The organism is Mycetocola lacteus, from assembly GCF_003667575.1.
In the GTDB taxonomy this organism is placed as follows: domain Bacteria; phylum Actinomycetota; class Actinomycetes; order Actinomycetales; family Microbacteriaceae; genus Mycetocola; species Mycetocola lacteus.
The window spans coordinates 603,976-629,830 of the sequence record NZ_RCUY01000005.1; the positions used below are offsets into that span (position 1 = coordinate 603,976).

Here is a 25,855-nt window from a genome sequence, read left to right on the forward strand (position 1 = left end):
ACCTTTGGCAGCCGAACCCCGCCTGATGCTAGTGTGCCGCAGTGTAGACGCGTCATCCGGGCATCACCCCGACCCTCGACCGACAGACGAAAGCCCCCGTGAAAAAGACTCAGACTTCCCAGCCCACCGCCGAGGTGCGCCGCGCGCGCATCGCCGTGGCGGTCCTGTTCCTCACCAACGGTGCGCTGTTTGCCAACGTGGTGCCGCGCTACCCGGGCATCAAGGCCGACCTCGCGCTGGATAACGCCGCCTACGGGCTGGCGATCGCCGCGTTCCCCGCCGGGGCGATCATCGCCGGGCTGGCCGCCGCCACGGTCATCCGCCGACTGGGTTCGGCTCGTGCTGCGGCAATCGGCACCATTCTGACCGCCCTGGGCACGATCCTGGTCGGCTTCTCCCCCACGTTCCCGCTGTTTGCCGCCGCGCTGTTTTTTGCCGGGGCGATGGACTCGATCACCGATGTGGGCCAGAACACGCACGGCCTGCGGGTGCAGCGCCGGTTCGGACGCTCGATCATCAACTCGTTCCACGCGGTGTGGTCGATCGGCGCGGTGCTGGGCGGCGGCATGGCCGCCGGGGCGATTGCCCTGGGACTGCCTCGCTCGGTGCACCTGACCATTTCGGGCATCCTGTTCTCGGTGGTCGCGATCATCGCGCTGCGCTTCTGCCTGCCCGGCAAGGATGAGGATGCCGGTCTGGTGGCCAACCCGGTGGGCGAAGAAACCACCTCGAAGCTGCGCTCGGCGCTCAGCCCGCGCCTGATCTTTATGGTGGTGGCCCTCGTGGTGATCGCCATTGCCGGAACCCTGGTTGAGGATGCCGGATCCACCTGGGCCGCCGTCTACCTGGGCAACAACCTCGGTGCCCCGGCGGCGATTGCCGCCACCGGCTTTGTGGCGCTCGTGGGTGCCCAGTTCATCGGACGCCTGCTGGGCGACCGCCTGGTAGACCGCTTCGGCCAGCGCAACGTGGCCCGCGTGGGTGGCCTGATCACCGCGATCGGCATGGGTACCGCCCTCGCCTTCCCGAGCATTCCCGGGACGATCGCCGGATTCGCCGCCGCCGGATTCGGTGTCGCGACGCTCGTTCCCGCGGCGATGCAGCAGGCCGATGAGCTTCCGGGGCTGCGCGCCGGCACCGGCGTGACCGTGGTGTCCTGGCTGATGCGACTGGGCTTCCTGGTCTCGCCGCCGCTGGTGGGCCTGATCGCCGACAACTCCTCGCTGCGCTTCGGCTTGCTGGTGGTGCCGATTGCCGGAATCCTGGCGTTTGCCCTCTCCGGCGTCCTGACCAACACCAGGAAGCCCACCGAACCGGCCGCCTAGTCGCCCACGCGGCAGTCCAGCAGCACCTTGCCCAGGTGGGTGCCGGTGTCGAAGTGGGCGTGGGCGGCGGCGACCTCGGCGAGCGGATAGATCGAGTCGGTGACCGGGCGCACCTGACCCGATTCCAGCAGCGGCAGGACGATCCGGCGCACGGCGTCGATAATCTCGGTCTTCTCGGCCACGGATCGATCCCGCAGCGTGGTTGCCGAAACGCTCGCCTTCTTAGTCATCAGAACCCCGAAGTCGAGTTCACCACGCGCGCCTCCCTGCACGGCAATGGTCACGATCCGGCCGCCGCGGCGCAGTGCCTGGACGTTGCGCTCGAGGTAGCTTCCACCCACGGTGTCGAGGATGATATCGGCGCCGCCGTGCTCGGCCATCACCTCGGCGAAGTCCTGTTCCCGATAGTTAATCAGGATCTGCGCTCCCAGCAGGCGCGCCTGTTCGAGCTTGGCGGTACTGCTCGCGGTCACCGCCACCTTTCCACCCAGGGCGTGCACCAGCTGGATCGCGAAGACCCCGATGCCGCCGGTGGCACCGTGGATGAGCACGGTCTCTCCGGGCTGGAATCTACCCACCAGGTTGAGGTTGGAGACCACGGTGGCGGCCACCTCGGGGATCCCGGCGGCGTGCACCGGATCAATCCGCTCGGGGATCGGCAGGACCTGCCCCACCGGCACACTCACAAATTCGGCGTATCCGCCGCTGGCCAGCAGAGCCATGACCGGCTCGCCCACCGACGGGGCCCGCTCATCGTCGGCGACGCCCGCGCCCAGTGCGGCCACGCTTCCGGACACCTCGAGCCCCAGGATGTCGGTGGCTCCCGCCGGCACGCGGTAGTGTCCCTCGCGCTGCAGGGTGTCGGCACGGTTGAGCCCGGCCGCCAGCACCCGAATCAGGACCTCGCCGGACCCGGGTGTGGGGCGCTCGGTCTCGGTCGCGGTCAAAACCTCGGGACCGCCGGGGCGGTCGGCGTGCACTGCAAGCATGGTGTCCTCTCCCGCCGCGAGACTTCCGCGGCCACTCCCGTCAGCCTACGCCCGACGCCCGCGACACCACGAGCCGAAATCACCCCTTGCATGTTCGGTACTTAACGTTACTATGTACTAGTAGATAGCAACACTGAGTACCGAGAGGATGCCGATGGCCAAGCTGATGACCGAGATGCTGAAGGGCACGCTGGAGGGCATCGTGCTGGCGATCCTCACCGAGAAACCCGCCTACGGGTATGAGATCACCGCGCGGCTGCGCGATGAGGGGTTCACCGAGATCGCCGAGGGCACGATCTATGCGCTGCTGGTGCGGATCGAACAGAAGGGGCTCGTCGATATCGAAAAGCGCCCCTCCGAGAAGGGTCCGCCCCGCAAGGTATTCACCCTCAATGCGAGCGGGAACACCTACCTCGAAGAATTCTGGACCGCCTGGACCTTCCTGTCCGGGCGCCTCGATCACCTCCGTAACGACTAAGGGACAGGAAAATGTTTATTTCGCGAATGATCAATGAGAAAAAGCGCTACCGCGCCTATAAGGCCCGGACCGCCGCGCTCCCCCGCCCCTACCGCGCCAGCATCGACGCCCTGGAGCACTACCTGATGTATTTCGGCCCGGACAAGAGCTCCGATCTGACGGTCATGCTTGAGGATCTGGCTGATCTCTTTGATAACGCGGCCGCTGACGGCGTTCCGGTCGCCGCGATCGTGGGCGAGGACCCGGTCGAATTCGCCGAGACCTTCAGGCTCAACTACCCGGCAGGCCAGTGGATCATCCGCGAGCGCGAACGCCTCACCCGCGCGATCACCGAGGCCACCGCCTCGGCCTAGGAACGCCCCGTCCGACCCGTCGCTCGGCGCTCTGCGCTCTGCTCGCGCGGTTGCCCCTGCAGCGACGGCGGCGTTTGACAGGCTTTTGAGTCTGCGCAAGTCGCGATTCAACGGGGCGCTCTCATGTCCAGACACACATCCCCTTTCCGCGCGACCCCGTTTTGACGCGTAAATTACGAGTCAAAACGGGGTCGTACGCTAAACCCCTCTGTGTCCGCGGCCGCTGCCTCGGGCTCTGCGAGGAGGCCGCGGCAACCCTGGGGAAGTCCTGGGGAAATCCTGAAGGGCTAGATCGATGCCGCCTATCTCCTTGCAGAGTCGCCGACGCACGGCAAAATCGCCCGCCCAGGATACTCGATGAGTATCCTGGGCGGGCGACTAGGGGCAGTACAGGGCCGAGCCGGGCCGAGCCGGGCCGGGCCGAGCCGGGCCGGGCCGGGCGGATGCTAGTCCTGGTCGGTCCAGCCGGCGGGCAGGGTGACCAGGGATTCGGCCAGCTCGGAGCCGTCGTCGGCCACCACGGGCTGCGGGGTCGCCGCGACAAACTCCAGGCGGATGCCGTTCAGGTCGCGCTTCTCGGTGAACCAGAGGATCGGGCGTCCGCCCTCATCCAGCGATTCACCGTCGTGGCCGATGCCGGCCTCGGCCAGCTCCGCCATCTTCGACTCGACCTCGGGATAGTCGAGGAAACCGAAGTGGTGGAAGCCCTCGCCCTCCTTCGCCGAGTGGGTGCCCTCGCCGTGGAACTCCATCAGCTCGATGAAGGGCGGGCCCTCGGCCGAGAACGCGATGCGGGCGTCGTGCGGGTGCGGGGTTGCGTCGCTGTGGTCGCGCCAGCGCTCGGTGCGGTAACGGCCGATCGGGCCGAAGGTGTAGCCGGTGGCCTTTTCCCAGGCCACAATCGACTCCTCCAGGTTTTCCACCAGGATGCCGATGTGATCGATCAGGCGGGGTGTCTTGGTCATGATTCTCCTTTGAATATGAGGGGCTATTTGACGATGCCGAGGCGCGAGCGGTCGATCGTGAGCACCACGGCGCCGATGATGACCGCGCCGTAGATGATCTGCTCGTATGCCGGGTCGATGCCGATCGCGTTCAGGCCCACGCGCAGGACCACGATGATCAGCGCACCCACCAGGGTCTTCAGCGGGCCACCCACACCACCGGTGATCGCGTTGCCACCGATCACCACCGCGGCAATAGCGGGCAGCATCAGGGTGTCACCGAGCGAGGGACCACCCGAGTACTGGCTCGAGGCCAGCACCACACCGGCGAGGCCCGAGAACAGGCCACACAGCGCGAACGCGAGAATACGGTAGGCGCGGGTCGGGTTACCCGACATCAGCAGGGCGTTCTCGGCCAGGCCCATCGTGTGCAGGGCGCGACCGCGGTTGAGGACCCGAATGGCGACCGAGATGAGGATCGCCAGCAGGATCGCCAGCAGCGCCGACACCGGCAGTCCGGCAATGCGCATGTCCGTGACCCAGCCGATCACGTCATAGCCCGCCGAGATGCGGATGGTCGAGGCCGAGGAGAGCGTGAGCGCCACACCGGTCCACAGGCCCATCGCACCGAGCGACACGATGAACGAGGGGATCTGGGCAAACGCGACCACGGTTCCGGTGAGCACACCGGTCAGGCAGGCGAGGATGGGCACCAGGATCAGCGCGCCGACCCCCATCTCCGGAAGCCACAGCGCCAGGAGCACGGTGCTCAGCGAAGACACCACGGCAAAGGACAGGTCGATGCCGCCGGTGAGGATCACGAAGGTCTGGCCGATCGCCAGCAGCAGGATCGGGGCCATGCTCTCCAGCAGGCCACGCACACTGGCCAGGCTCAGGAAGTTGGGCTGCTGGGTCAGCACCAGCAGCACCAGGACGATCAGCACCAGCAGGGGGAAGACCGCGATGATCCGGTCCTTCACGGTGACGCCGGAGGCCACCGCCTGACGCGGGCGGGTCGGGGTGAGTATCGCCATGGCCTAGACCATTCCTTCCACAAGATCGACGGGCCGGGGCTTGTTCCCGGGGTGTGCGTCGAAGGTCTGCTGCACCCGGCCGTCACGCATCACGAGGATGGTGTGGCTGAGCGCGATGGTTTCTTCGAGGGTGTCGGCGAGCAGGATCACGCCGATGCCGCGGGCGCACAGCTCACGAATGAAGCCGTACACGTCCTCCTTGGCCCCCACATCGAGTCCTCGGGTGGGGTGGTCCAGGATCAGCACCTTCAGCCGGGGCGAGGTCAGCCACTTGGCCAGCACCGCCTTCTGCTGGTTACCGCCGGAGAGGTTGGAGATGTTGGTGCCGCGGTTCGGCGTCTTGATCTTGAGCTTGCGGATCCATTCATCGGCGGCGGCCGCGGCGGCGCGGGGCTTGAGGAACGGCCCGGCACTCACGGTGGACGGATCGGCGAGGAAAATGTTCTCCTGAACCGACAGTCCCTGGGCGATACCCTCGATCCGGCGCTCGGCCGGAATGTACCCGATGCCGGCCCGCACGGCCTCCACCGGCGAGCGCAGCCCGATGGTCTTGCCACCGAGCATGATCGCCCCCTGATCGAAGCCCTCAGCACCGAACAGCACGCGGGAGAGCTCCTCGCGGCCCGAGCCCAGCACGCCGGTGATGCCCACCACCTCGCCGGCCCGCAGCGTGAAGTTCACATCCTCAAACGCCTTGGTTTTGCCGAGGTTTGAGACCTCCATCAGGACCGGTTCGCCGGTCACGGCGGTCTGCTTGGCCTCGTGGTAGAACTCGGCGGTGCTCTCGCGGCCCACCATCAGGCGGTGCAGCTCGTCTACGTCGACCTCGGAGCGGTCGCGCACGGCCACACACTGGCCGTCCTTGAACACGTAGACGCGGTCGGAGACCCGCAGCACCTCGTCGAGGCGGTGCGAGACAAAGACGATCGAGGCGAACTTGCGCAGGCGATCGATCTGATCGAAGAGCACCTCCAGCTCGTCGCCCTCGAGCACGCTGGTGGGCTCATCCAGGACGATCACCGGCTCGGAATCCGCGCGTTCCTCGACCGAGAGGGCCTTCGCGAGCTCGACCATCTGCCGCTCGGCAAAGGTCAGGTGCTCAACCCTGGTTTTCGGGGAGATCGGCGAACCGATCTTGTCCAGCTGATCCTGGGCGAGCTTGCGCAGCGTGCCCCAGCGGTAAACGCCCGCGGCCACTCCGGCTCCCTCGACCCCGAGGAAGATGTTCTCGGCCACCGAGATCGAGGTCACCAGCGACTGCTCCTGGTGCACCATCCCGATACCCGCCGCGGCGGATTCGGCCGCGGTACGGAACGTGACCTTTTTGCCCTCGCGCAGGATCTCTCCCCCGTCGGGCTTGTAGATGCCCGAGAGCACCTTCAGCAGGGTCGACTTGCCCGCACCATTCTCACCGATCAAGCCCACCACCTCGTGGCGGCGCAGTTCGAAGGAGATGTCGTCCAGGGCCACAACCCCGCGGAACTCTTTACGGAGGTTACGAACCTCCAGTACCGTATCGGTCATTATTTAATCGCCCTCACTCGCTTGCGCAGCGACCAGCCGGTCGCAACCACGGCCACCACGATGACCAGGCCCTGCACGGAAATCTGTACGTACGGGTTGACACCCAGCAGGATCAAGCCGTTGGCCAGCACGGTGATGATCGCCGCACCCACCAGGGTCTTACCCACGCCGCCGATGCCACCCACCAGGGCGGTGCCGCCGAGAACCACCGCGGTGATCGCGGTGAACTGGAAGCCCGCACCGATCGACACGTCACCCACACCGAGCTGCATCGCGGCCATGACGCCGGCGATGCCCGATCCGGTTCCGGCCAGCACAAACGAGAGCACCTTATAGCGCTCGACGTTGACGCCGGACAGGCGTACCACCGGCTCGTCGCCACCGATCGCGTAGCCGTAGCGGCCCACGCGGGTGAACTTCTGCACCAGCAGGGCCACGATCAGCACCAGGATCGCAATCAGCGCGAGCTTGGGGAAGATCCCGAAGTTGCCAAAGCCCAGCCCGCGCAGACCGTCATCCATCAGGCGCGGGGCCCGGCCACCGAACAGCACGGTGGCCAGACCCACGCCGATGGCGCCGGTACCCAGGGTCACCATGAAGGAGGGAACCCGCAGGTAGACGTGCAGCACACCGTTCAGCAGGCCAAACAGCGATCCGGTGAGCACCCCGGCGATGAGCGCGATAAAACCGAGACTCAGATCGTTTCGATCGTTGCTGGCCAGCAGCACAAACACCAGCGAGGAGGAGGCCATCACGCCCTCCACCGAGAGGTCCAAGCTGCCCAGCAGGATGACAAAGGTGAGGCCGATCGAGATGACCAGCAGAATCGAGAGCTGGCTCAGCAGGCTCGACGCGTTGGAGACGGAGAAGAAGTTGGGGGTGGCGATCGAGAAGAACGCGATCAACACCACCAGCGCGACCGCCGGGCCCCCGCCGCCGATCAGGCCGCGTACCCGGGCCAGGGTGCCGGGAGTGGTGGGATCCGGGGACGTCGGACCAGGGGTCCGCGAGGGGGTGCCGGTGGCGGGAGCGTCCGCAACCTGGGGGCCGGATTGAGACATGAAATTCCTTAGCTAATCGGGCTTAGTTGATCGGAGCGGAGAAGCGCTTGAACGGGTCGTCCAGGTCGGGCTTCAGCGCTTCCAGGGTCGGTGCCTTCGTGAACTTCTCGACGTTGTCCTTGGTCACGATCGACTGCTCGGCGTAGAACGCACGCTGGTCGTGGCTGAGCTTGGAGACGTCGATCTCGCCGGTTGCGGCCTTGTAGGCGAGCGAGAGCGCCGCGCCACCCTGCCACCACGGGTCGGTCGAGACGGTGGCAACGTACTTATTGGTGCCGCTCTTGATCTCATCCAGGGCCTGCGGAACCGCGTCGAAGCCGATGATCGGCACCTTGCCGGCCATTCCCGCGGCCTTCAGCGCCTCCAGGGCACCGAGGGCCATCTCGTCATTGGCGGCCCAGACGCCCTTGACCTTGTCGCCGTGCTTGGCGAGCAGGGTCTGGGTCACCGAGAGGGCCTCGGTGCGGCTCCAGTTGGCAGTCTGATCATCCAGCAGGGTGATACCCGGGTTGGCCTTCAGGGCCTCCTGCAGACCGGCAAAGCGCTGCTTGGCCGGCTTGTTATCGAGGATTCCCTGGAGGGCGATGATGCCACCCTCGCCACCCATCGAGTCGAACAGGGTCTGCGAGACGTCCTTGCCGATGCCGGTGCCATCGAAGGCGATGTGGGCAACCCAGTGATCGCCGATGTCCCACGGGTTGAGGTCGTCGGGCTTGTTCCACTGGGTCACGACGTAGCCGCCGGCCTCGGTCACCGCACGCACGATGGCCTCGGTGTCCGAGGAGGTGTTGGGGTCGATGTTCAGCGCGTAGACCTGACCCTTGGCCGCGAGGCCCTTCACCAGCGAGAGCTGCTTCTGCGAGTCGGCCTCATCGGAGAGCACGATGACCTTCTTGTCAACGCTCTCACCGAACAGGTCACCGCCGGCGGCCCAGTTGGCGTGGTAGGAGTTGGAGAGGCTACGGATGCCCTGCACCAGCAGGACGTCGCCCTTTTCTCCGCCCGCGGCGGGCTTGTTGTCATCGGCCGCGGATGAGCAGGCGCTCAACCCGATGGCCACGGCCATAATCGTGGCGATTCCGGCCGCGCGCTTGGTCCAGCGCGGGAAAGATCCAAGTGTGTTCATGGGTACCCAGTGCTCCTTCACTTCGTTGTGACCGGCGGGTGCTGGGGAGCGCATCTCGCCGGTGAGATAGTCGGGGCGGCGCTGAACTAAGATCGATTCACTGCCGAATTTCGCGGCCTTTCGCTGCCCTGGAAGCGATTATGTAGCAAGACTACGTAGATGTAAAGCTCATCGCCGCAAACACCTAGGCGGCACTCCCCCAAATCCGCGTCTCTTCGCCCGGACTATCGGCAATAAATCCCGTAAATACGCGGTTTTAATCCGCGATTCTGGATAAATTGCCAATCGCCGAATATTTTTCGATCCGATGGCTCCCCGGACCTAAAATGTAGCTATACTACAAACACCCCGTTTTCACATTCAATGTCGAAGGAAACCATGAGCATCAGCGAATCCACCCGTCGTCGGGTCAAAGTCAGCGACGTAGACACCCTTGAGATCGTTGTCGAACCCGTTCCCGAGGTTCTGGAGGACGAGGCCCTGGTCTCGCTGCTCGTCTCGGGTGTGTGCGGCTCGGACACCCACGCCCTGCGCGGCCACCACCCCGTCATGAAGCCCCCGTACTACCCCGGCCACGAGGTTGTGGGTATCGTCGAGGCCGTGGGATCGGCCGTCACCAACGTCAAGGTCGGCGACCGGGTGACCCCCGAGCCCACCCTCCCCTGTGGCGAGTGCAAGATGTGCCGCACCGGCCGCGAAAACATCTGCGACAACCTCGGCTTCTTCGGCTGCGGCTTCCGCGAGGGCGGCATGGCCGACCTGTTCACCGTGCCCGCCGACCGCCTGCACATCGTCCCCGCCGGAATGACGGACAAGCAGGCCGCGATCATCGAGCCGCTGGCCACCCCGGTTCACGCCGTGCGTCTGGCCGGCGACCTGACCGGCAAGACCGTTGCCGTGCTCGGTGGCGGCACCATCGGCCTGCTCGTGCTGGCCGCCGCCAAGTACCACGGTGCTCGCGCCGTGGTGATGACCGACATGCTTGAGCAGAAGCGTGAGCACGCCCTCAAGGCCGGTGCCGACGCCGTCTTCGACGCCGCCTCCCCGACCCTGGTCGCCGACATCCACGAGTTCTTCAGCGAGACCGCCGACGTGGTCTTCGACTGCGTCTCGATCCAGCCGACCATCGACTCAGCCTTCGCCCTGACCGGCAAGGGTGGCACCGTGGTGGTTGTGGGTGTCCCCCAGCGTCCGGTCACCGTCCCGCTGCCCGCGATGCAGGACATGCAGGTGAAGCTGCAGGGTGCGGCCACCTACCTGGCCGAGGACTATGCCGAGGCGATCGAGATCATCGCCGCCGGTGGCGTGGATGAGGACATCATCATCACCAACACCTTCCCGCTGGAACGCGCGGCCGACGCCTTCACCGCCTCGCTCACCGGCCTCGAGGTCAAGGTGCTGGTTACCCCGTAACCCAACCCACACAAAAACCCCGCATCCGATTTCTCGGATGCGGGGTTTTTGTTGGATGAGGACTAGTCCTCTTCGGTTTCGCGGGGCTTCACATACGGGTCGGCCTCGCCGGCGTACTGTGCGGTGGATGCCTGGGCGCTGGTCGCGGTGTCGCGCTCGTGCGCCTCACGCAGCAGGTCCTCGATGTGCTTGGCGTTCTCCGGGATACCATCCAGGATGAACTCCAGCGACGGGGTCAGCCGCGAGTTGATGTTACGGCCAACCTCGGTGCGCAGCATGCCCTTAGCGCGCTCGAGGGCCTTGGCGCTGTCCGCCCGCTCCTCGTCGCTGCCGTACACCGTGTAGAACACGGAGGCGTGCTGCAGGTCACCGGTCACCTGCACATCGGTAATGGTGACAAAGCCGAGTCGCTGATCGCGTAGTCCCTTGTCCAGTCGCTTGGCGATGACCTCCTTGATACGGTCTGCCAGCTTCTTTGCGCGGGGGTTAGCCATGATGATCTCCTTGCCTCCCCATCGACGAACTCGATCGGGCAACCACCAGTCTAGGGCAGCGACACCCCCGAAATATAACCCGCACCCGCGGGTGTAATAAGCACCGCATCCAGCCCTGCCAGTTCGGCTTCGGTCAGGCCGTGGGCGGCCAGGTATCCGCGTGCCCCGGAGGACGCGTCGGGATACTCGGCGTCCAGACCCGCCAGCAGTTCCGCCATGACCTCCGCGGGGCTGGCCGATACCAGCTCACGAATACCCTCGGTCAGCGGAACCCCGTGGGCGGTGATCGCGGCGTACATGCGCTCGGCCCACTCCCCCGCCAGGTTCTCGGCGGTCTGCGCGTAGTTTTCGACCACGGCGTCGCGCTCGACACCCACGGCGTCCAGCAGCAGCGCGACGCTCACACCGGTGCGGTCCTTTCCCGCGGTGCAGTGGATCAGCGTGGCCCCGTGCGGGGCCGCGGCGGTGACCGCCCGGGCGATCTCGGCGATCACCGGTCCGGCCTCGGTCAGGATGCCCCGATACAGAGTCTCCAGCGAGGGGATCTGCGCGAGCATCGCCGCGGTGGGATCCTCGTCGCCGGATGAACCTCCACTCGGCAGGGCTCCGGCGGCCAGATCGATCCGGTGCAGTTCGACAGCAACCGCCTCGAGTGCGCTCGGCAGGCTCGCGCGCTCGGTCTCGCTGCGCAGATCGATCACCGTGTGCAGGCGGCCATCCAGCAGCGCAAGGTCCGCCTCGGTGAGTACGGGGACCGCATCCGAGCGCCACAGTACGTTGGGACGAATCACTCCGCCACCCCGCACCGGCAACCCGGCGGTTTCGCGGGTGTTGAAGCTCGCGCTCAACGCGATGCGCTCGACGCTCATGCGCGCACCTCGGCTGCGGGCACGTCGGTGCTCACTCCGGCGACGGCCTGCTCGGTCTTACTACGACGCAGCGCGGGCATCAGCCAGGGCACGGTGATCAGCGAGCCAAGTACCAGTACGGCGGCCACGATATAGAGGGCGGCGTAGTTCTTATCGCCGCCGGAAATCGGGTCGCCGTGTCCGATCATGATGATCAGCGGGGCGGCAATCGGGGCGAGGGACTGCGGCAGGGTCTTGGCCACGTTGAACACACCGAGGTAGCGTCCGGCGTCGCGGGCGGGGATCGTGCGCAGGGCGATGGCCAGGTCCACCGCGTAGTAGCAGCCGAGGGCGAATCCGGCCAGGGCGGTGCTGATCCAGAAGATCGAGAGGCTATCGGTGAAGGCCTTCATCAGCAGGGTGATCGCCAGCAGCACGGCCGATCCGACCAGGAAGGGCACGTAGTTGCCGCGGCGCGAGGCCAGGTAGCCGCCTGCGAAGGCCGCCACGAAGTTGAGGGTCGCCCCGACCAGGGTGGACAGGGTCACCAGCGGGGTGGCGTGCGGGACGTCGAGTCCCAGGCGCAGCATCAGGTAGAACAGTCCGAAGGTACCCACCACGGTGTAGCCGAACTGCATCGCGAAGCGCTGGATCCAGGCGAGGGTGAACAGCGGATAGGTAAACGGGTTCACAAACATCGCGGTAAACACCGTACGCAGACGCACCTTGGGCACCGCCGAGGCAGCCACGGCGGGGTCGGGGATCTTCCAGCACACCAGCACGGTCACGATCACGGCCACCACCGGCATGAACAGCATGATCACCGGGATCGACCCGGAGAAGATCGTCGACACCAGCAGGGCGGGCACGAGACCCAAGAAGCCGAACGCCCCAAACAGACCCGAGGCGCGGGCACGCTGGTGCTCGGGAATCTGGTCGGCGAGCAGCGCGCTGAGCGAGGCCAGGGCGGCGTTGTAGCCGATCTGGGCGATCACCCAGGCGATCACCAGCACGGCCAGGTTGGGCGCGAAGGTCGCGATCAGCGCACCCAGCAGGCCGAGGGTGGTTCCGGCCACGAGCCACGGGCGACGGCGCCCGAATCGGCTGGTGGTGCGGTCGGAGAGGTAACCGAAGATCGGGTTGGACAACAGGGCGGCAATCGCCCCCGCGGCGGTGACCGCGGCAAGCCCGGCCTCCTTACCGCTCTCCGGGACGAGCTGCAGCACGCGCAGCGAGAGACCCACAACGAGCGGGGTGGCGAGCGATCCCAACGCGACCAGCTCCAGGAGGGAGAACGCGAGGATCCGGCGCATGGGGACGGTGCCGGACGGGGTGGGGAGGGACATGTCTGAGGGCTTCCTTTCGTGAAGTTGGGCTCAGTTCAGCAGCGCTTCTTAACATCCCGGAAAAGACTTAGTGACCACTAAGTTAACTTCGGCCAGCGCTTGTCCTCCGCTGCCTAGGCTGGCATTAGGCGGTCACTCAGCCGTCGCGATTTCAAGGAGCAGCATGACCCAGATCCCCCTGATCGAGCGGATCCTCGCCTCGATGACCCTCGCCGAAAAGGCCGCGGCCCTGTGTGTGGCGCGGATCGTCGCGAACCCCGATGGGAGCCTCTGGGAGGGGGATGATCCGGCCGCACCCTTTGGTTTTGTGCCGGCCACCGAACTGATCGTGAACCGGGGCATCTCCTCGGTACTGCTGATGAACGCGCCCCCGGCCGAGGCCATCGCCACCTGGCACAATTCTCTCCAGGACCTCGCCGCACGCACCCGCCTGGGACTCCCCGTGCAGGTTGCCTCGGATCCGCGTCACGGGTCGCGCTTCAACGTGCAGACCGCGCTGGTGAGCTCGGGCCTCAGCCGCTTCCCCGAGCCGATCGGATTCGCCGCCGCCGATGACCCGTCCCTGACCGAGCGGGCGGCGCGGGCGATGGCGCGGGAGCTGCGCGCGTGCGGGATCAGCGTGGCCGTGCATCCGATGGCGGACCTGGCTACCGAGGCGCGCTGGGCACGTATCTCGGGAACCTTCGGGGAGGATCCTGAGCGTGCCGGGCGCATCAGCGCCGCCTGGGTTCGCGGACTTCAGGGCGACACCCTGGGCCCGCACAGCGTGGCCGCCACGGTGAAGCACTTCCCCGGTGGCGGGCCACAGCGGGACGGACTCGACTCGCACTTTGCCGAGGGTGCACACACCGTCTATCCGGGCGGACGCTTCAACGACCACGTGCGCCCATTTGTGGACGCCCTCGATGCGGGTGCCACCCGGGTCATGCCCGGCTACGCGGCCCCGCTGGACACCCCGCATGAGAGCGTGGGCTTTGCGTTTGCCCGCTCGATCATCACCGATCTGCTGCGCGGGGAACTCGGCTTTGAGGGTCTGGTGGTCACCGATTTCAACGTGGTCACCGGGATGCGGCTGCCCGCGCTGGGGTTCGAACTGCCGGTGCGCGCCTGGGGCGTGGAACACCTGACGCCGATCCAACGGGTCGGCCGCCTGTTTGCCGCCGGTGTGGATCAGCTGGGCGGCGAGGATGATCCCTCCCTGATCACCGATGCGGTTGCCGCCGGAGAGGTCACCGAGGAGCGCCTGGATATCTCGGTGCGCCGAGTGCTCGCCGACCGCCTGGCGCTGGGCCTGCTAACCGAGGTGGATGCTTCCTCCGCCGAGGACTCGGTGGTGCGCCTCTCCCCCGTGCACGTGGATCCCGCCCGGGCCGCGTTCCCGGCGACCACCGCCGAGCACCGGGCGGTGGCCCTGGCCACCCGGCGGGCGAGCGTCGTGGCGCTGACCGGTGAGGCACCGGGCCGGGACGGCATGCGCCTCTACGCCGAGGGCATCCCCGCCGAAACCCTCGCCGCCTACGGCGAGGTGGTCACCGATCCGGCCGAGGCCGACCTGGCGATTATCCGGGTGGACGCCCCCTTCGAGGAGCGCGAGGGCCTGCTCGCCGGTGCCTTCCACGACGGGGCGCTGGAGTTTCCACCCGCGCAGCTTACGCACCTGCTGACGCTGTGCGCCACGGTTCCCACGGTGATCGACGTCTATCTGGAGCGCCCCACCGCGCTGCCCGAGATCGCCGAGGCGGCGACCGCGCTGCTCGGGACCTTCGGGGTCGAGGATGAGATTGTGCTGGATGCGATCTTTGGTTATCAGCCGGTGAACGGAACCTTACCGTTTGATCTGCCCCGGTCCACCGCCGCCGTGGCGGCCTCCCGAACCGACGTTCCCTTCGATACCGTGGATCCGGTATTCCGTTTTGGACACGGCCTGATCTGGCCCGGGGGTAGCCCTCGGCCAGTCACGAAGGCCCTGGCCGGCACGGGATCGAAGTCCCCGAGCGAGTAGAGGTTTTGATGAGCACGTCCGAGTCGAAGGTTCCGGCCAAGACCCCGCGCCCCAGCGGGCTCAAGCGGCAGCGCCGAATCATCGAGGTTGCGGCCGAGCACTTCGCCCGGGTGGGCTATACCCGGGCGACCGTGGCCAAGATCGCCGCGGAGGTCGGGGTCACCGATGCGGGCGTGCTCCACCACTTCGGGAGCAAGGAAAACCTGTTCAACGCGGTGGTCGCCCACCGCGAGGACGCCTACGCTCGCCACGATCCCTCGGCCGCGACCAGCGTGCGCGACCTGATGGACCGCCTGATCGCCGGTGCCGCCTCGTCCGCCGACGAGCCCGCGCTGCTACGCTTCCGCGCGGTCCTGAGCGGCGAGGCCCTGCTGGAGGACAGCCCCGCCAGCGGACACCTGCGCCACGTCCTAGAAACCTCGCTCGCGACCCTGGTGCCGATCGTGCAGCGCGGCATCGACACCGGCGAACTTGTCCCCGACACCGACCCGCAACAGTTTGTGCTGGAGGCCCTCGCCCTGAACGAGGGTGTGCGCGGCCAGGTCGTCGTCTCCCCCGAGGTCATCGACTACATCCCCGTCTTCACCCGAGCCCTCAACCGCCTCTATGCCTCGGTGGCACGCACTGCCTGATCGGCGGCAGAGAACAGAATTGTTCGCAACTGCGCCGGAAACTTCGATGCGTCCCGCCAGGCATATTCGCTCACAAACACGTGGTTTTCGAAGGTCCACACCGATTCTGTTTTCAACGGAAGAACGTGCACGCTCAGCCTGAAATCCGGCGAGTTTCGCGCGCGGGCAGACTCCCACTCGCTCATGATGGCCGCGTAGACTCCATAATCCGCCTCGCCTCGCGTGCGCGACCATCGACGCCATGATTCCTGCCACGAGATCGACCAGGTACTGATCCCGGCCGCGTTCAAGGCATCAACGTAGGGTGTTACACCCGGCGGTGGCGTTGGCAAGCCGGGTGCGCTCAGGAGAGCCTGCCACCATTCGGACAGCTCCGCCCGTGGCAGCGACGGAAGTTCGGCCAACGCGTATCGGCTGAATCTGGATATCATGGCCGGCAGATCAATCCTCGGTAAGCCATGAACCTCGCTGAGATCATAAAAATCGGCGGCGACCAGCGCCAGGATGAAAGGCAATTCATCGTCACCTGTAACCGCTATCCATCCGTGATTCGTCTTCTGTTGCATTGGTCGTTCCCTCCCGAGTCATGTTGCGACCACCGCTCCCTCGGAGCCCAACGGCCAAAAACCGCTGGCTAGTTTGCAACGGGGCCCTTAGAAACGCAGATTCCACCGTTGTTCAGGAACACGGTGCCGGAGGCACTACCGCTTTGCCCACCGCCGTCAAGGGTTCCCGTTGCGCTCCAGCTTCGTCCACCCCAGGGCGCGATCCCCGAGTGATCTCGAAGCTCCGGACCGGAGGTGGTCGTGAAGAAGAGACTCCAGGTGTGGGTGAGTGCGAACCCTGCCGACGCGTTGATGTAGTACCCGGTCTCGTAGCCCCTGCCCGAACTGGTCCAGTAGAGGTAGGAGTATCCGCAGGTATCCCGCACGGTGTTGTACGTGGAAGCCTTTCCCTGATTCGCTTCGCCCAGTCGAAAATCGCTGGGGCAGAGGCTCGGCGGGGAGTTTTGCGGTATCGAACACTTATAGCCGTTTATATCCGTCCGTACTTCGAATCCGTGGGCGGCGGCTACGACGGTATCAAATCCGACAAGCCCGAGTGGTTCCGGAGATCGTTTGGTCTCGGTCGCATTAGCGCTCCCCACCGCGCCCAACGCGACCAGAGATGCAATCCCGACGACGGCGATAACACCTCGAATACTCTTGCTCATGCTGTGTACATTCATTTTGAGCTCCAATCAGCTTCAGGTCATGTGCGAAGCCTCCAACTACAGGGGTTGAGACACAAGCAAAATCGGAGCGCTGCTCGAGACTTCTCCGGACACGGCGGTGGTAACTCAGCTTCACGCCGAACTACACGGCCGCTCGATCGGGGAACCTAGGGACGATTTCAGGCGCAAATACTCCCCGAATGTGAAGCCACGTTCATTCATATGTCAGTACCACGGTGATGCTTTCTCGCGGGAATTGAAATCCCGATCCCCATTGATATCCAAGGGGAGGCCGGGCGTCTCGATCAACACGCGGATCGAGAACCGAAGTCGACTTTGTCAGTACAAGCATTAGCCCGGAGCAAGATGATCTGAGCGCTACCGTGACGGCATCATTATCCGAGCGATAACCGGATTTATCATTGGGCCCCCGGGGGCCATTAAATTCTTGACCGAACGGAATGAAGGACCCCTAGGACAAGAGAAAACGACTCCGCCCCCGGCACCAGAAGGTGCCGGGGGCGGAGCCGTATGGGTCAGCCTGCGGGATTAGACGCGGGGCTTCTCCTTCATCTCGGTGGTCTCGATCTCGTCACCGATCTGAATGTCGTTGAACTTGCCCAGACCGATACCAGCCTCGAAGTCCGTGCGGACCTCGGTGACATCGTCCTTGAAGCGACGCAGCGACTCGATGGCCAGGTTGTCGCCCACCACGACGCCGTCGCGGATAACGCGAGCCTTGGCGTTTCGGGTGATCGTACCGGAGCGAACGATAACACCAGCGATGTTTCCGAACTTGGAGGAGCGGAAGACCTCGCGGATCTCGGCCACACCGGACTGGACCTCTTCGTACTCGGGCTTGAGCATACCCTTCAGCGAGTTCTCTACGTCCTCGAGGGCGTTGTAGATCACCGAGTAGAAGCGGATGTCAACACCCTCACGAGCTGCACGCTCGCGGGCCTTGGTGTCCGGACGGACGTTGAAGCCGATGATGATCGCGTTGTCGATGGTCGCCAGGTTGACGTCCGACTCGGTGACCGCACCCACACCACGGTGGATGATGCGCAGCTGCACGCTCTCATCAACCTCGATCTTGAGCAGCGACTCTTCCAGGGCCTCAACGGCACCGGAAACGTCACCCTTGATGATGAGGTTGAGCGACTCGACCTTGCCCTCTTCGAGTGCACGGGTGAAGTCTTCCAGGCTGATGCGCTTGCGAGCCTTGGCCAGCTGAGCGTTACGCTCGGCGGCTTCACGCTTCTCGGCGATCTGACGGGCGGTACGGTCCTCCTCGGTGACGATGAAGGTGTCACCGGCGCGCGGAACGCTGGAGAGACCCTGCACCTGCACCGGACGCGAGGGACCGGCCTCGGCAACGGCGTTGCCGTTCTCGTCGGCCATGGCACGAACGCGACCGTAGGCGGTACCGGCAACGATGGCGTCACCGATGCGCAGGGTACCGGACTGGATCAGCACGGTAGCAACCGAACCACGACCCTTGTCCAGCTTGGCCTCGATGGCCACACCGCGGGCGTCCTTGTTCGGGTTCGCACGCATGTCCAGGCCGGCGTCTGCGGTGAGCAGAACGGCGTCCAGCAGGTCGGTGATACCGATGTTCTTGCGAGCCGAGACGTCGACGAACATGACGTCTCCACCGTACTCTTCGGAAACCAGGCCGTACTCGGTCAGCTGCTGACGCACCTTGGCCGAGTTGGCGCCGTCCTTATCGATCTTGTTCACCGCGACCACGATCGGCACGTTCGCTGCCTGGGCGTGGTTCAGGGCCTCAACGGTCTGCGGCATGATGCCGTCGTCCGCCGCGACCACGAGGATCGCGATGTCGGTGACCTGAGCACCACGGGCACGCATGGCGGTGAACGCCTCGTGACCCGGGGTGTCGATGAAGGTGATCTTACGTTCGATGCCCTCGTGGGTGGTCTGCACCTGGTACGCACCGATGTGCTGGGTGATTCCACCGGCCTCGCCCTTACCCACATCCGCGTTGCGGATGGCGTCAAGCAGGCTGGTCTTACCGTGGTCAACGTGACCCATGACGGTCACAACCGGCGGACGCGCCTCGAGCATGTCCTCGGTCTCGGCCTCCAGCTCGCCGTCCAGGTCGATGTCGAAGCCGTCGAGCAGCTCGCGGTCCTCGTCCTCGGGGGAAACCATCTGAATCTTGTAGCCGAGCTCGGAACCGAGCACGTCGAAGGTGGCCTCATCCAGCGACTCGGTCGCGGTTGCCATCTCACCGAGGTGGAACAGCACCGTGACGAGGTTACCGGGCTGAACCGGGAAACCGGTCAGGGCCTCAATCTTGTCGGCGAAGTCGGCGATCGATGCACCGCGGCGCAGACGGATCGGGGTCGATCCGTCACCACGGGGAACCGAGACACCACCGAGCGACGGGGCTTCCCGCAGCTCGAATTCTGCCCGCTTCGTCCGCTTCGACTTCCGTGCCTTGCTCTTGCCGCCACCGCGACCGAACGCACCGGCAGTACCACCACCGGGACCACGGCCACGACCGCCACCGCCACCGGGACGGGGGCCGCTAAAGCCACCACCGGGACGCTGGAAACCACCGGCTGCGGGAGCACCCGCACCGGCACCAGCACCGGCACCGCCGGGACGCTGGAAGCCACCGGGACGACCCGCGCCGCCACCGGGACGCTGGAATCCGCCACCGGCACCGCCGGGACGACCGGCACCACCCGGACGCGGAGCGCCGGGACGCGGCGAACCGGGACGGGGTGCCTGCGGGCGCGGAGCCTGCGGACGGGGAATGTTGCCGGGGGTGGGTCGCTGACCCATACCCTGCGAGGAAGCGAACGGGTTGTTACCCGGACGCGGGGTGCCCGCGGGGCGAGGAGGCTGCTGCCCCATGCCCTGCGAGGAGGCAAACGGGTTGTTACCCGGACGCGGAGCGCCGGGCTTCGCCGCGGAACCGGGGGTCGCGGGCTTGGCCGCGGCGGGCTTGGCAGCACCGGGCTTCGCCGAGGCGGGCTTAGCCTCTGCGGCGGGCTTGGCAGCCGCCGGCTTGGCGGCAGCCGGAGCTGCCGGGGCAGCAGCGGCGGGCTTCGCGGCAGCGGGCTTCGCGGTGGCAGGCTTTGCCGCGGCGGGCTTCGCGGCCGCGGGCTTTGCCGCACCGGGGGTTGCCGCGGGGGCGGCAGCCGGGGTTGCGGGCTTCGCGGCGGCAGGCTTGGTGCCCGCGGCCGGAGCCGGAGTTGCTGCGGGTGCGGACGCACCGGCGGCACCATCGGCGATGAGTGCCTCGCGCAGCTTACGTACTACGGGGGGTTCAATCGTCGAGGACGGGGACTTGACGAACTCGCCAAGCTCCTTAAGCTTTGCAAGGGCTACCTTGCTGTCCACGTTCAGCTCTGCAGCGATTTCGTGCACGCGCTGTTTTACAGCCACTTCTCTCCTGTCTGGGCCTGCCCAGACAGTGGGCAGACCATTAGTAACGGACGGGTCTCATTTCGAGCCGCTCATTAGTTGTCCATTAGCCATTCAGCCTGTTCTCTAGGGTTTGCACGTCCAGCACTCCGGTGAATCGCAGCGCCCGGCCGAAGGCCCGTCGCTTGATTGCCGTACCGAAGCACTGCAGTGTTGGATGCACCCAGGCTCCACGTCCGGGGAGCGATGCAGTCTCGTCGACAACCACCGCATTTCCCCGCAGCACAACCCTCAACAGGGAGGATCGCGCGGCGCGAGTACGGCATCCAACGCACGTTCTAACGGCTTCCATCTTACCCCCTTTGTGGGTTCTCGCCATTCCTCGGCGATTCGCGCTCGGCGAAGATCGCGGCGCCCGATGTTCGAGCGCCGCGATTTAGCCGTGGTTATTCGCCTTCGAGAATGCTGTCGGGCTGAATATCGATCTTGGCACCGGTCAGCTTGGCGGCGAGTCGTGCGTTCTGACCCTCCTTGCCGATGGCCAGCGACAGCTGGAAGTCGGGAACCAGGGCGCGAACGGCCTTGATCGACTCATCCAGGATGAAGGCGCTGGACACCTTCGCCGGGGACAGCGCGTTCGACACGAAGGTCGGCAGGTTCGGCGAGTAGTCGACGATGTCGATCTTCTCGTTGCCCAGCTCCTCGTTGACGGCGCGCACACGGCGACCCATCTCACCGATGCAGGCACCCTTGGCGTTGATCGAGGAGTCGGTGGCGCGCACGGCGATCTTGGTGCGGTGACCGGCTTCGCGGGCTAGCGAGACGATCTCGACCAGGCCGTTGGCGATCTCGGGAACCTCGAGTGCAAACAGCTTGCGCACGAGGCCCGGGTGGGTCCGCGACACGGTGATCTGCGGGCCCTTGGTGCCCTTGGCCACGGCGGTCACGTAGACACGGATGCGGCGACCGTGCGAGTAGTCCTCGCCGGGAACCTGCTCCTCGGGGGGCAGGATCGCCTCGACGGTGCCGAGGTCGATGTGGATCATCTTGGGGTTCGGGCCCTGCTGGATGACACCGGCAACGATGTCTCCCTCGCGGTCCTTGAACTCGCCCAGCACGCCGTCATCGGCGATGTCGCGCAGACGCTGGGTAATCACCTGCTTGGCCGCATAGGCGGCGATACGGCCGAAGTCGTCGAGGTCAGCCTCGGACTCGCCGATGATCTCGCCCTCTTCGTCCAGCTCGTGCAGCAGCACGGCGACGTGGCCGGTCTTGCGGTCCAGGTGGACGCGCGCCGAGGGTTCGGCCTGGCCCTCCTGGGTGACGTGCTTCAGGTAGGCCGTGAGGATGGCCTGCTCAATAATCCCCGCCAGTTCATCAAACGGGATTTCGGTTTCCCGCTCGGTCAGTTTCAACACACTGAGGTCGATATCCATCGGAGGCCTCCTCTATATTCAGCTACACAAAACCCTGCGCTCTGGCGCGGGGTCGATCTATAACCGTACCGGATTTTTGGCCGCTTCGTCACCTCGAACGCCGCGAATTCCCCAAGTCTGGGCGAACTCTAGGCGATGGGGATGGCTAGCCGAGCTGCCAGGCGGGGAAAACCCCGCGCGGGTCGACGCTCGCGCGGATCTTCTTCAGCCGGGCCGCGTTGTCGCCAAAGTAGGCGGTGGCCGGGTTTTCGATGCCCGCGTCGGGGTAGTTGACGTAGGCTCCGGGGCCCCAGGCCGGGGTCGTGACCGCCCGCAGCGATCGGACCGCACTGCGGTAGGGATCGGGGTTCGCGCCGTCGGCAAAGTTTGCCGTGTACTGGGCGCTGAACAGCGCGCCGCGGTGTCCAAACGCGGTCGCATCGGCACCGAGGGCGTTGGCCTGGCCGCCGAGCGCGTCGAAGGAGAACCCGCCCTCGGTCACCCCCGCCACCTTTCCCACGGCCTCGGTGGCCTGGATCAGCGCGGTGATCTCCGTGGCAGAGAGCGCCCGGGTTGCGATCCCCGAGGTTGCGGCAAACGAGGTGCGGGTGAGCTTGCCACCCGGGCCCGAGACGCACTGCGCGGCGGTGGATCCGGCGCAGCCCGCATAGCGCATCATCGCATCGAGATAGCCGTGCCGGGTTGCCTGGTTACGGGTGGGCGCGGGGACCCGACTCAGCAGGCCGGCGAGGGCCGCGGTGTGTCCACCATTCGGCCCGATCCAGGTGCCCGAAACACTCAGCGAAGCCCCGCCCGGATGCGTGGATCCGGTCAGCAGCTTGAGCGTGGACCACAGCTGCGGATCCGCCTGCGGGGCCCACTCCTGCCAGGCGGCGATGACCGCCGGAGCGTTGCGGGCATCCCAGGAGAGGAAGTACATGGTGACCTCGGGCGCGGGCTTGGTGTTCAGGTGGAACGCGGTAACCACGCCGAGCAGGCCACCGCCCCCGCCGCGGCAGGCCCAGAAGATGTCGGGATCGGTGTTGGCATCCACGGTGCGGGTCTTTCCATCCGGGGTCACGATCTCGATCGCCGCCACCTGATCGCTGGTGAGTCCAAACGCGCGGGCGAGCACACCCACTCCCCCGCCCAGCGCGAGGCCGCCGATGCCCACCGAGCCGCAGCTGCCGCCGCCGATGGCCCGGCCCGCCGCCGCGAGCTTCTCGTAGACCAGCGCGAGGGGCGCGCCGGCACCGATGCGGGCGACACCGGTACCCGGATCCACCTCGACCGAGTTCAGCCCGTGGACGTTGATCACCAGTTCCTCGGGCAGACCGGTGTTTCCGCCGCCCCCGCTGGACCAGCCCGCATAGTTGTGGCCGCCCGAACGGGTCGCGACGTGCAGCCCCGAGGCGGCGGCGAAGCTCACCGCGGTGGCCACGTCGGCGGCGTCCTGGGCGCGCACAATCGCCGGCGGCGCGGCCCCGTCGTATACGGGAATCTCGGTGGGCACGGCGGCCCGATACGCCTCGCTGCCGGGGCGCAGCAGCCGGTCGCCGAGGCTCTGAGCCAGCGCGTCCCAGTCCGGAGGTCCGGCCGAGACCGAGGGTGAGGGTGACGGGCTCGGGAGAATGCTCGGCGATCCACTCGGGCCGGGATTTTTCACCGGCGCACATCCGGCGAGCGCCAGCGCACCCAGAATCAGAAAGTGACGACGCTCCAGTTCCATCCGGCGCTCCCCCCTCGATATCACTCAGTTTGTAGCTGTCGTCAGGCTATCCCTAACTAGGCCGCCGCGCGGGAATTTCGAGAGGTCCAATCATCAACTTCTCCAGGTATTCAGTCGAGCGATGCATATTGCCCGGCCGGTGCAATGCGGTTTTATGGCCCCACCCCCGAAGTGTTCGGGGCGACAACGACGTCAGGAGAATGCATGTCCTTACAGCGCTTATTGGGGATTGGCGCCGCCGCGATACTGGGTATCGCCGCCGCTACCTCCGCGGCCCTTCCCGCGCAGGCGGCCCCGGCCGAACCCGCGACCTCCAGCTCGTATCATCAGCCGAGCACCCCACCCGTTTTGGGTGCCACCCCCTACCAGGGTTGGAACACCTACTTCGGTCTGGGTGGGGATTTCACCACCGATAAGGTCATCGAGGTGGCCGATTTTCTGAACTCCAGCGGCCTCGCCAAGGCCGGCTACAACATCGTGTGGCTGGATGGCGGCTGGCAGGCCGACACCCCGCGCGGTGCCGACGGACAACTGCAGGGGGATGCCGCCCGCTTCCCCGGCGGAATGAAGGCCGTGGCCGATGCGATCCACGCCCGCGGACTCAAGGCCGGTATCTACACCGACGCCGGTCCGTTCATGCCCGAGCACTGCGGCCTGGGGAGCTACGGTCACTATCAGACCGATGCCGACACCATCGCCGCCTGGGGGTATGACGCGGTCAAGGTCGACTTCCTATGTGGCATCGCCGCCGACCTGGATCCGCAGACCGTCTACACCGAGTTCGCGACCGCGCTGCGCAACAACGCCAGCGGACGCGACATCATCCTGAACATCTGCAACCCGGTCACCTCCCCCGACTGGGGCAACTACCCCGAGTCCCAGCAGTCCACCCACACCTGGAGCTACGCCCCGGCGATCGCCCAGTCCTGGCGGACCTACACCGACGTGGGCTTTGTGGGCAAGATCACCTACCGCGACGTGCTGCGTAACTTCGACGCCAACGCCGCCCATCCCGAAGTTGCCGGTCCCGGTCACTTCAACGACCCCGACTATCTGGGACCCCAGCTGGGCCTCTCCGATGAGGAGTTCCGTTCACAGATGGCGCTGTGGTCCCTGGCTGCCGCCCCGCTGGTGATCGGCAGCGACCCGCGCACCTTCACCCCCGAGACCCTGGCGACGCTGACCAATAAGGATCTGCTGGCCATCAACCAGGACCGTCTCGGCAAGCAGGCCACCCGCGTGGGTGCGGCCGGCAACACCGAGACCTGGGTGAAGCCGCTGGCCGATGGTTCGGTGGCCGTGGGGCTGGTCAACCGCACCGACGCCCCGGTGAGCATCTCGACCACCACCTCGGCCGTGGGCCTCTCGTCGAAGCGGGTCACCGTGAAGGACGCCTGGACCCACACCACCACCGAAGCAAACGGAACCCTGCGTGCCTCGGTGCCTGCCCGCGGCGTCGCGGTCCTGGTGGTGAAGAAGGCTACCGGCGTGCCGCAGAGTGCCCGCGTGGTCGCCGATACCCCGGCGATCACCGCGATCAACGGCCAGCCGGTTCCCGCCAGCGGAGACGTGCTGACCTCGGCCGGCGCGACCCTCACCGGCACCGTGACCCTGCACAACGACGGCACGATCCCCGTGGTCTCTCCCCAGGTCTCGTTCACGGCACCCAACGGCTGGAGCGCAAGCGTGGTCGGATCGCAGCCCGCGCTGATCAAGGCCGGAAAGAGCGTGGATGTGAAGGTCAAGTTTGTGGTGCCCGCCGGTGCCAGCAACGGCAGCGTCTCGCTGGGCACCTCGGTGCGCTACATCGGCGTGCGAGGCAAGACCACCGCCAACGCCCCGGCCCTCGGTGTGACCGTGGCCCCGGCCCCGCCGACCGGCACCGACCAGCCGCTCTCGGCTCACCCGTGGATCTCGGCCACCAGCGGATGGCTCTCGCCGAGCGTGGATGCCAGCGTGGGCGGGGGCAGCCCGCTGAAGATCGCCGGAACCACCTACCCGACCGGCCTCGGTGTGGCCAGCCCCTCGGACATCCGCTACTACCTCGGCGGCACCGCCACCCGGCTGACCGGCGTGGTGGGGGTGGATGACGTGGTCAACAACGTCGGACCCGACGGTGGCACGGTGACCTTCTCACTGATCGCCGACGGACAGACCATCTGGGACAGCGGTACCGTGACCCGCGGCCACGCGATCCCGTTTGATGTCTCCCTCACCGGGGTGCGCGACCTGACCCTGCACGTGGGCGACGCCGGTGACGGCGGCTACAACGACCGCGCCGACTGGGCCAACCTGAAGATCAGCGCCCACTAGCCTCGATCCGAGACCCCCTAAGGCCGGGCCGCGGCGCGCATCCACTGCGCGTCGCGGCCCGGCTGTATGTATGTATGTGACGATGCGTGTGTGCGGTGCGTGTGTGCGATGCGTGTTTGCGATGCGTGTTTGGCCCCGGGCTTGGAGTGCGGGCCGGGTACCCACTCGCTTTTTAACGCATGGGCATTTTGAATCGTCATTTACACGTCAAAACTGGGTA

General features: G+C 66.2%; 22 protein-coding genes. 7 read left to right on the top strand and 15 right to left on the bottom strand.

Going from position 1 to position 25,855, the window contains the following annotated elements:
- Window positions 1-98: 98 nt before the first annotated feature.
- A complete protein-coding gene (locus D9V34_RS08320; protein WP_121688351.1) occupies window positions 99-1,325 on the top strand; it encodes an MFS transporter in 1,227 nt (408 codons plus the stop codon).
- Here the strand turns inward: D9V34_RS08320 and D9V34_RS08325 are convergent.
- A complete protein-coding gene (locus D9V34_RS08325; RefSeq protein ID WP_121688352.1) occupies window positions 1,322-2,314 on the bottom strand; it encodes an NAD(P)H-quinone oxidoreductase in 993 nt (330 codons plus the stop codon). The genes D9V34_RS08320 and D9V34_RS08325 overlap by 4 nt on opposite strands.
- 154 nt (window positions 2,315-2,468) lie before the next feature.
- Here D9V34_RS08325 and D9V34_RS08330 point away from each other — a divergent pair, with 154 nt between their 5' ends.
- Window positions 2,469-2,792: a PadR family transcriptional regulator gene (locus D9V34_RS08330; RefSeq protein WP_121688353.1), complete on the top strand. Its 324-nt coding sequence runs from the start codon at window positions 2,469-2,471 to the stop codon at window positions 2,790-2,792.
- An 11-nt stretch (window positions 2,793-2,803) separates the two neighbouring features.
- The gene (locus D9V34_RS08335) at window positions 2,804-3,145 is read left to right on the top strand and encodes a DUF1048 domain-containing protein (RefSeq protein ID WP_121688354.1); all 342 of its coding nucleotides are present in this window, start codon (window positions 2,804-2,806) and stop codon (window positions 3,143-3,145) included.
- 446 nt (window positions 3,146-3,591) lie between these two features.
- On the opposite strand, the gene D9V34_RS08340 is transcribed toward D9V34_RS08335, so the two are convergent.
- From D9V34_RS08340 to D9V34_RS08360, 5 genes are read right to left on the bottom strand one after another with little or no spacing between them, the layout of a single operon-like run.
- Window positions 3,592-4,110: a VOC family protein gene (locus tag D9V34_RS08340; protein WP_121688355.1), complete on the bottom strand. Its 519-nt coding sequence runs from the start codon at window positions 4,108-4,110 to the stop codon at window positions 3,592-3,594.
- Window positions 4,111-4,133: 23 nt separating this feature from the next.
- Window positions 4,134-5,123, bottom strand: coding sequence for an ABC transporter permease (locus D9V34_RS08345; protein ID WP_121688356.1), 990 nt, complete (start codon window positions 5,121-5,123; stop codon window positions 4,134-4,136).
- A 3-nt stretch (window positions 5,124-5,126) separates the two neighbouring features.
- Window positions 5,127-6,647, bottom strand: coding sequence for a sugar ABC transporter ATP-binding protein (locus D9V34_RS08350; protein ID WP_121688357.1), 1,521 nt, complete (start codon window positions 6,645-6,647; stop codon window positions 5,127-5,129).
- Window positions 6,647-7,708 (bottom strand): ABC transporter permease, encoded by a 1,062-nt coding sequence (locus tag D9V34_RS08355; RefSeq protein WP_121688358.1) that lies wholly within the window; start codon window positions 7,706-7,708, stop codon window positions 6,647-6,649. Before D9V34_RS08355 ends, D9V34_RS08350 begins: the two co-directional genes overlap by 1 nt.
- Window positions 7,709-7,730: 22 nt before the next feature.
- The gene (locus D9V34_RS08360; protein ID WP_183091910.1) at window positions 7,731-8,834 is read right to left on the bottom strand and encodes a sugar ABC transporter substrate-binding protein; all 1,104 of its coding nucleotides are present in this window, start codon (window positions 8,832-8,834) and stop codon (window positions 7,731-7,733) included.
- A gap of 378 nt (window positions 8,835-9,212) precedes the next feature.
- On the opposite strand from D9V34_RS08360, the gene D9V34_RS08365 reads away from it, so the two are divergent.
- A complete protein-coding gene (locus D9V34_RS08365) occupies window positions 9,213-10,247 on the top strand; it encodes a zinc-dependent alcohol dehydrogenase (RefSeq protein WP_121688360.1) in 1,035 nt (344 codons plus the stop codon).
- A 62-nt stretch (window positions 10,248-10,309) separates the two neighbouring features.
- On the opposite strand, the gene rbfA is transcribed toward D9V34_RS08365, so the two are convergent.
- The 3 genes from rbfA to D9V34_RS08380 are packed head-to-tail and all read right to left on the bottom strand — an operon-like array spanning window position 10,310 to window position 12,935.
- The gene (gene rbfA, locus D9V34_RS08370) at window positions 10,310-10,741 is read right to left on the bottom strand and encodes a 30S ribosome-binding factor RbfA (protein WP_030142927.1); all 432 of its coding nucleotides are present in this window, start codon (window positions 10,739-10,741) and stop codon (window positions 10,310-10,312) included.
- Window positions 10,742-10,791: 50 nt separating this feature from the next.
- Entirely contained in the window at window positions 10,792-11,610 is an 819-nt protein-coding gene (locus D9V34_RS08375; RefSeq protein WP_121688361.1) for a tyrosine-protein phosphatase, read from the bottom strand.
- Window positions 11,607-12,935, bottom strand: coding sequence for an MFS transporter (locus tag D9V34_RS08380; RefSeq protein WP_121688362.1), 1,329 nt, complete (start codon window positions 12,933-12,935; stop codon window positions 11,607-11,609). Before D9V34_RS08380 ends, D9V34_RS08375 begins: the two co-directional genes overlap by 4 nt.
- A 163-nt stretch (window positions 12,936-13,098) precedes the next feature.
- On the opposite strand from D9V34_RS08380, the gene D9V34_RS08385 reads away from it, so the two are divergent.
- Both D9V34_RS08385 and D9V34_RS08390 read left to right on the top strand, forming a co-directional pair.
- The gene (locus D9V34_RS08385) at window positions 13,099-14,937 is read left to right on the top strand and encodes a glycoside hydrolase family 3 protein (protein ID WP_121688363.1); all 1,839 of its coding nucleotides are present in this window, start codon (window positions 13,099-13,101) and stop codon (window positions 14,935-14,937) included.
- Between the two features lie 8 nt (window positions 14,938-14,945).
- Window positions 14,946-15,569, top strand: coding sequence for a TetR/AcrR family transcriptional regulator (locus tag D9V34_RS08390; RefSeq protein ID WP_121688364.1), 624 nt, complete (start codon window positions 14,946-14,948; stop codon window positions 15,567-15,569).
- Here D9V34_RS08390 and D9V34_RS08395 read toward each other — a convergent pair.
- From D9V34_RS08395 to D9V34_RS08420, 6 genes are all read right to left on the bottom strand, one after another.
- A complete protein-coding gene (locus D9V34_RS08395) occupies window positions 15,542-16,135 on the bottom strand; it encodes a hypothetical protein (protein WP_121688365.1) in 594 nt (197 codons plus the stop codon). The genes D9V34_RS08390 and D9V34_RS08395 overlap by 28 nt on opposite strands.
- Before the next feature lie 68 nt (window positions 16,136-16,203).
- Window positions 16,204-16,782 (bottom strand): hypothetical protein, encoded by a 579-nt coding sequence (locus D9V34_RS17505; protein WP_147441654.1) that lies wholly within the window; start codon window positions 16,780-16,782, stop codon window positions 16,204-16,206.
- A 549-nt stretch (window positions 16,783-17,331) separates the two neighbouring features.
- Window positions 17,332-20,199, bottom strand: coding sequence for a translation initiation factor IF-2 (gene infB / locus D9V34_RS08405; protein WP_245991965.1), 2,868 nt, complete (start codon window positions 20,197-20,199; stop codon window positions 17,332-17,334).
- Between the two features lie 85 nt (window positions 20,200-20,284).
- A complete protein-coding gene (locus D9V34_RS08410) occupies window positions 20,285-20,557 on the bottom strand; it encodes a YlxR family protein (RefSeq protein ID WP_342772997.1) in 273 nt (90 codons plus the stop codon).
- Window positions 20,558-20,624: 67 nt separating this feature from the next.
- Entirely contained in the window at window positions 20,625-21,614 is a 990-nt protein-coding gene (gene nusA / locus D9V34_RS08415) for a transcription termination factor NusA (RefSeq protein WP_121688368.1), read from the bottom strand.
- Between the two features lie 145 nt (window positions 21,615-21,759).
- Window positions 21,760-23,322, bottom strand: a complete 1,563-nt coding sequence (locus tag D9V34_RS08420) for an FAD-binding oxidoreductase (RefSeq protein ID WP_121688369.1) — start codon at window positions 23,320-23,322, stop codon at window positions 21,760-21,762.
- A 204-nt stretch (window positions 23,323-23,526) separates the two neighbouring features.
- Here D9V34_RS08420 and D9V34_RS08425 point away from each other — a divergent pair, with 204 nt between their 5' ends.
- Window positions 23,527-25,635, top strand: coding sequence for an NPCBM/NEW2 domain-containing protein (locus tag D9V34_RS08425; RefSeq protein WP_121688370.1), 2,109 nt, complete (start codon window positions 23,527-23,529; stop codon window positions 25,633-25,635).
- Window positions 25,636-25,855 lie beyond the last annotated feature (220 nt).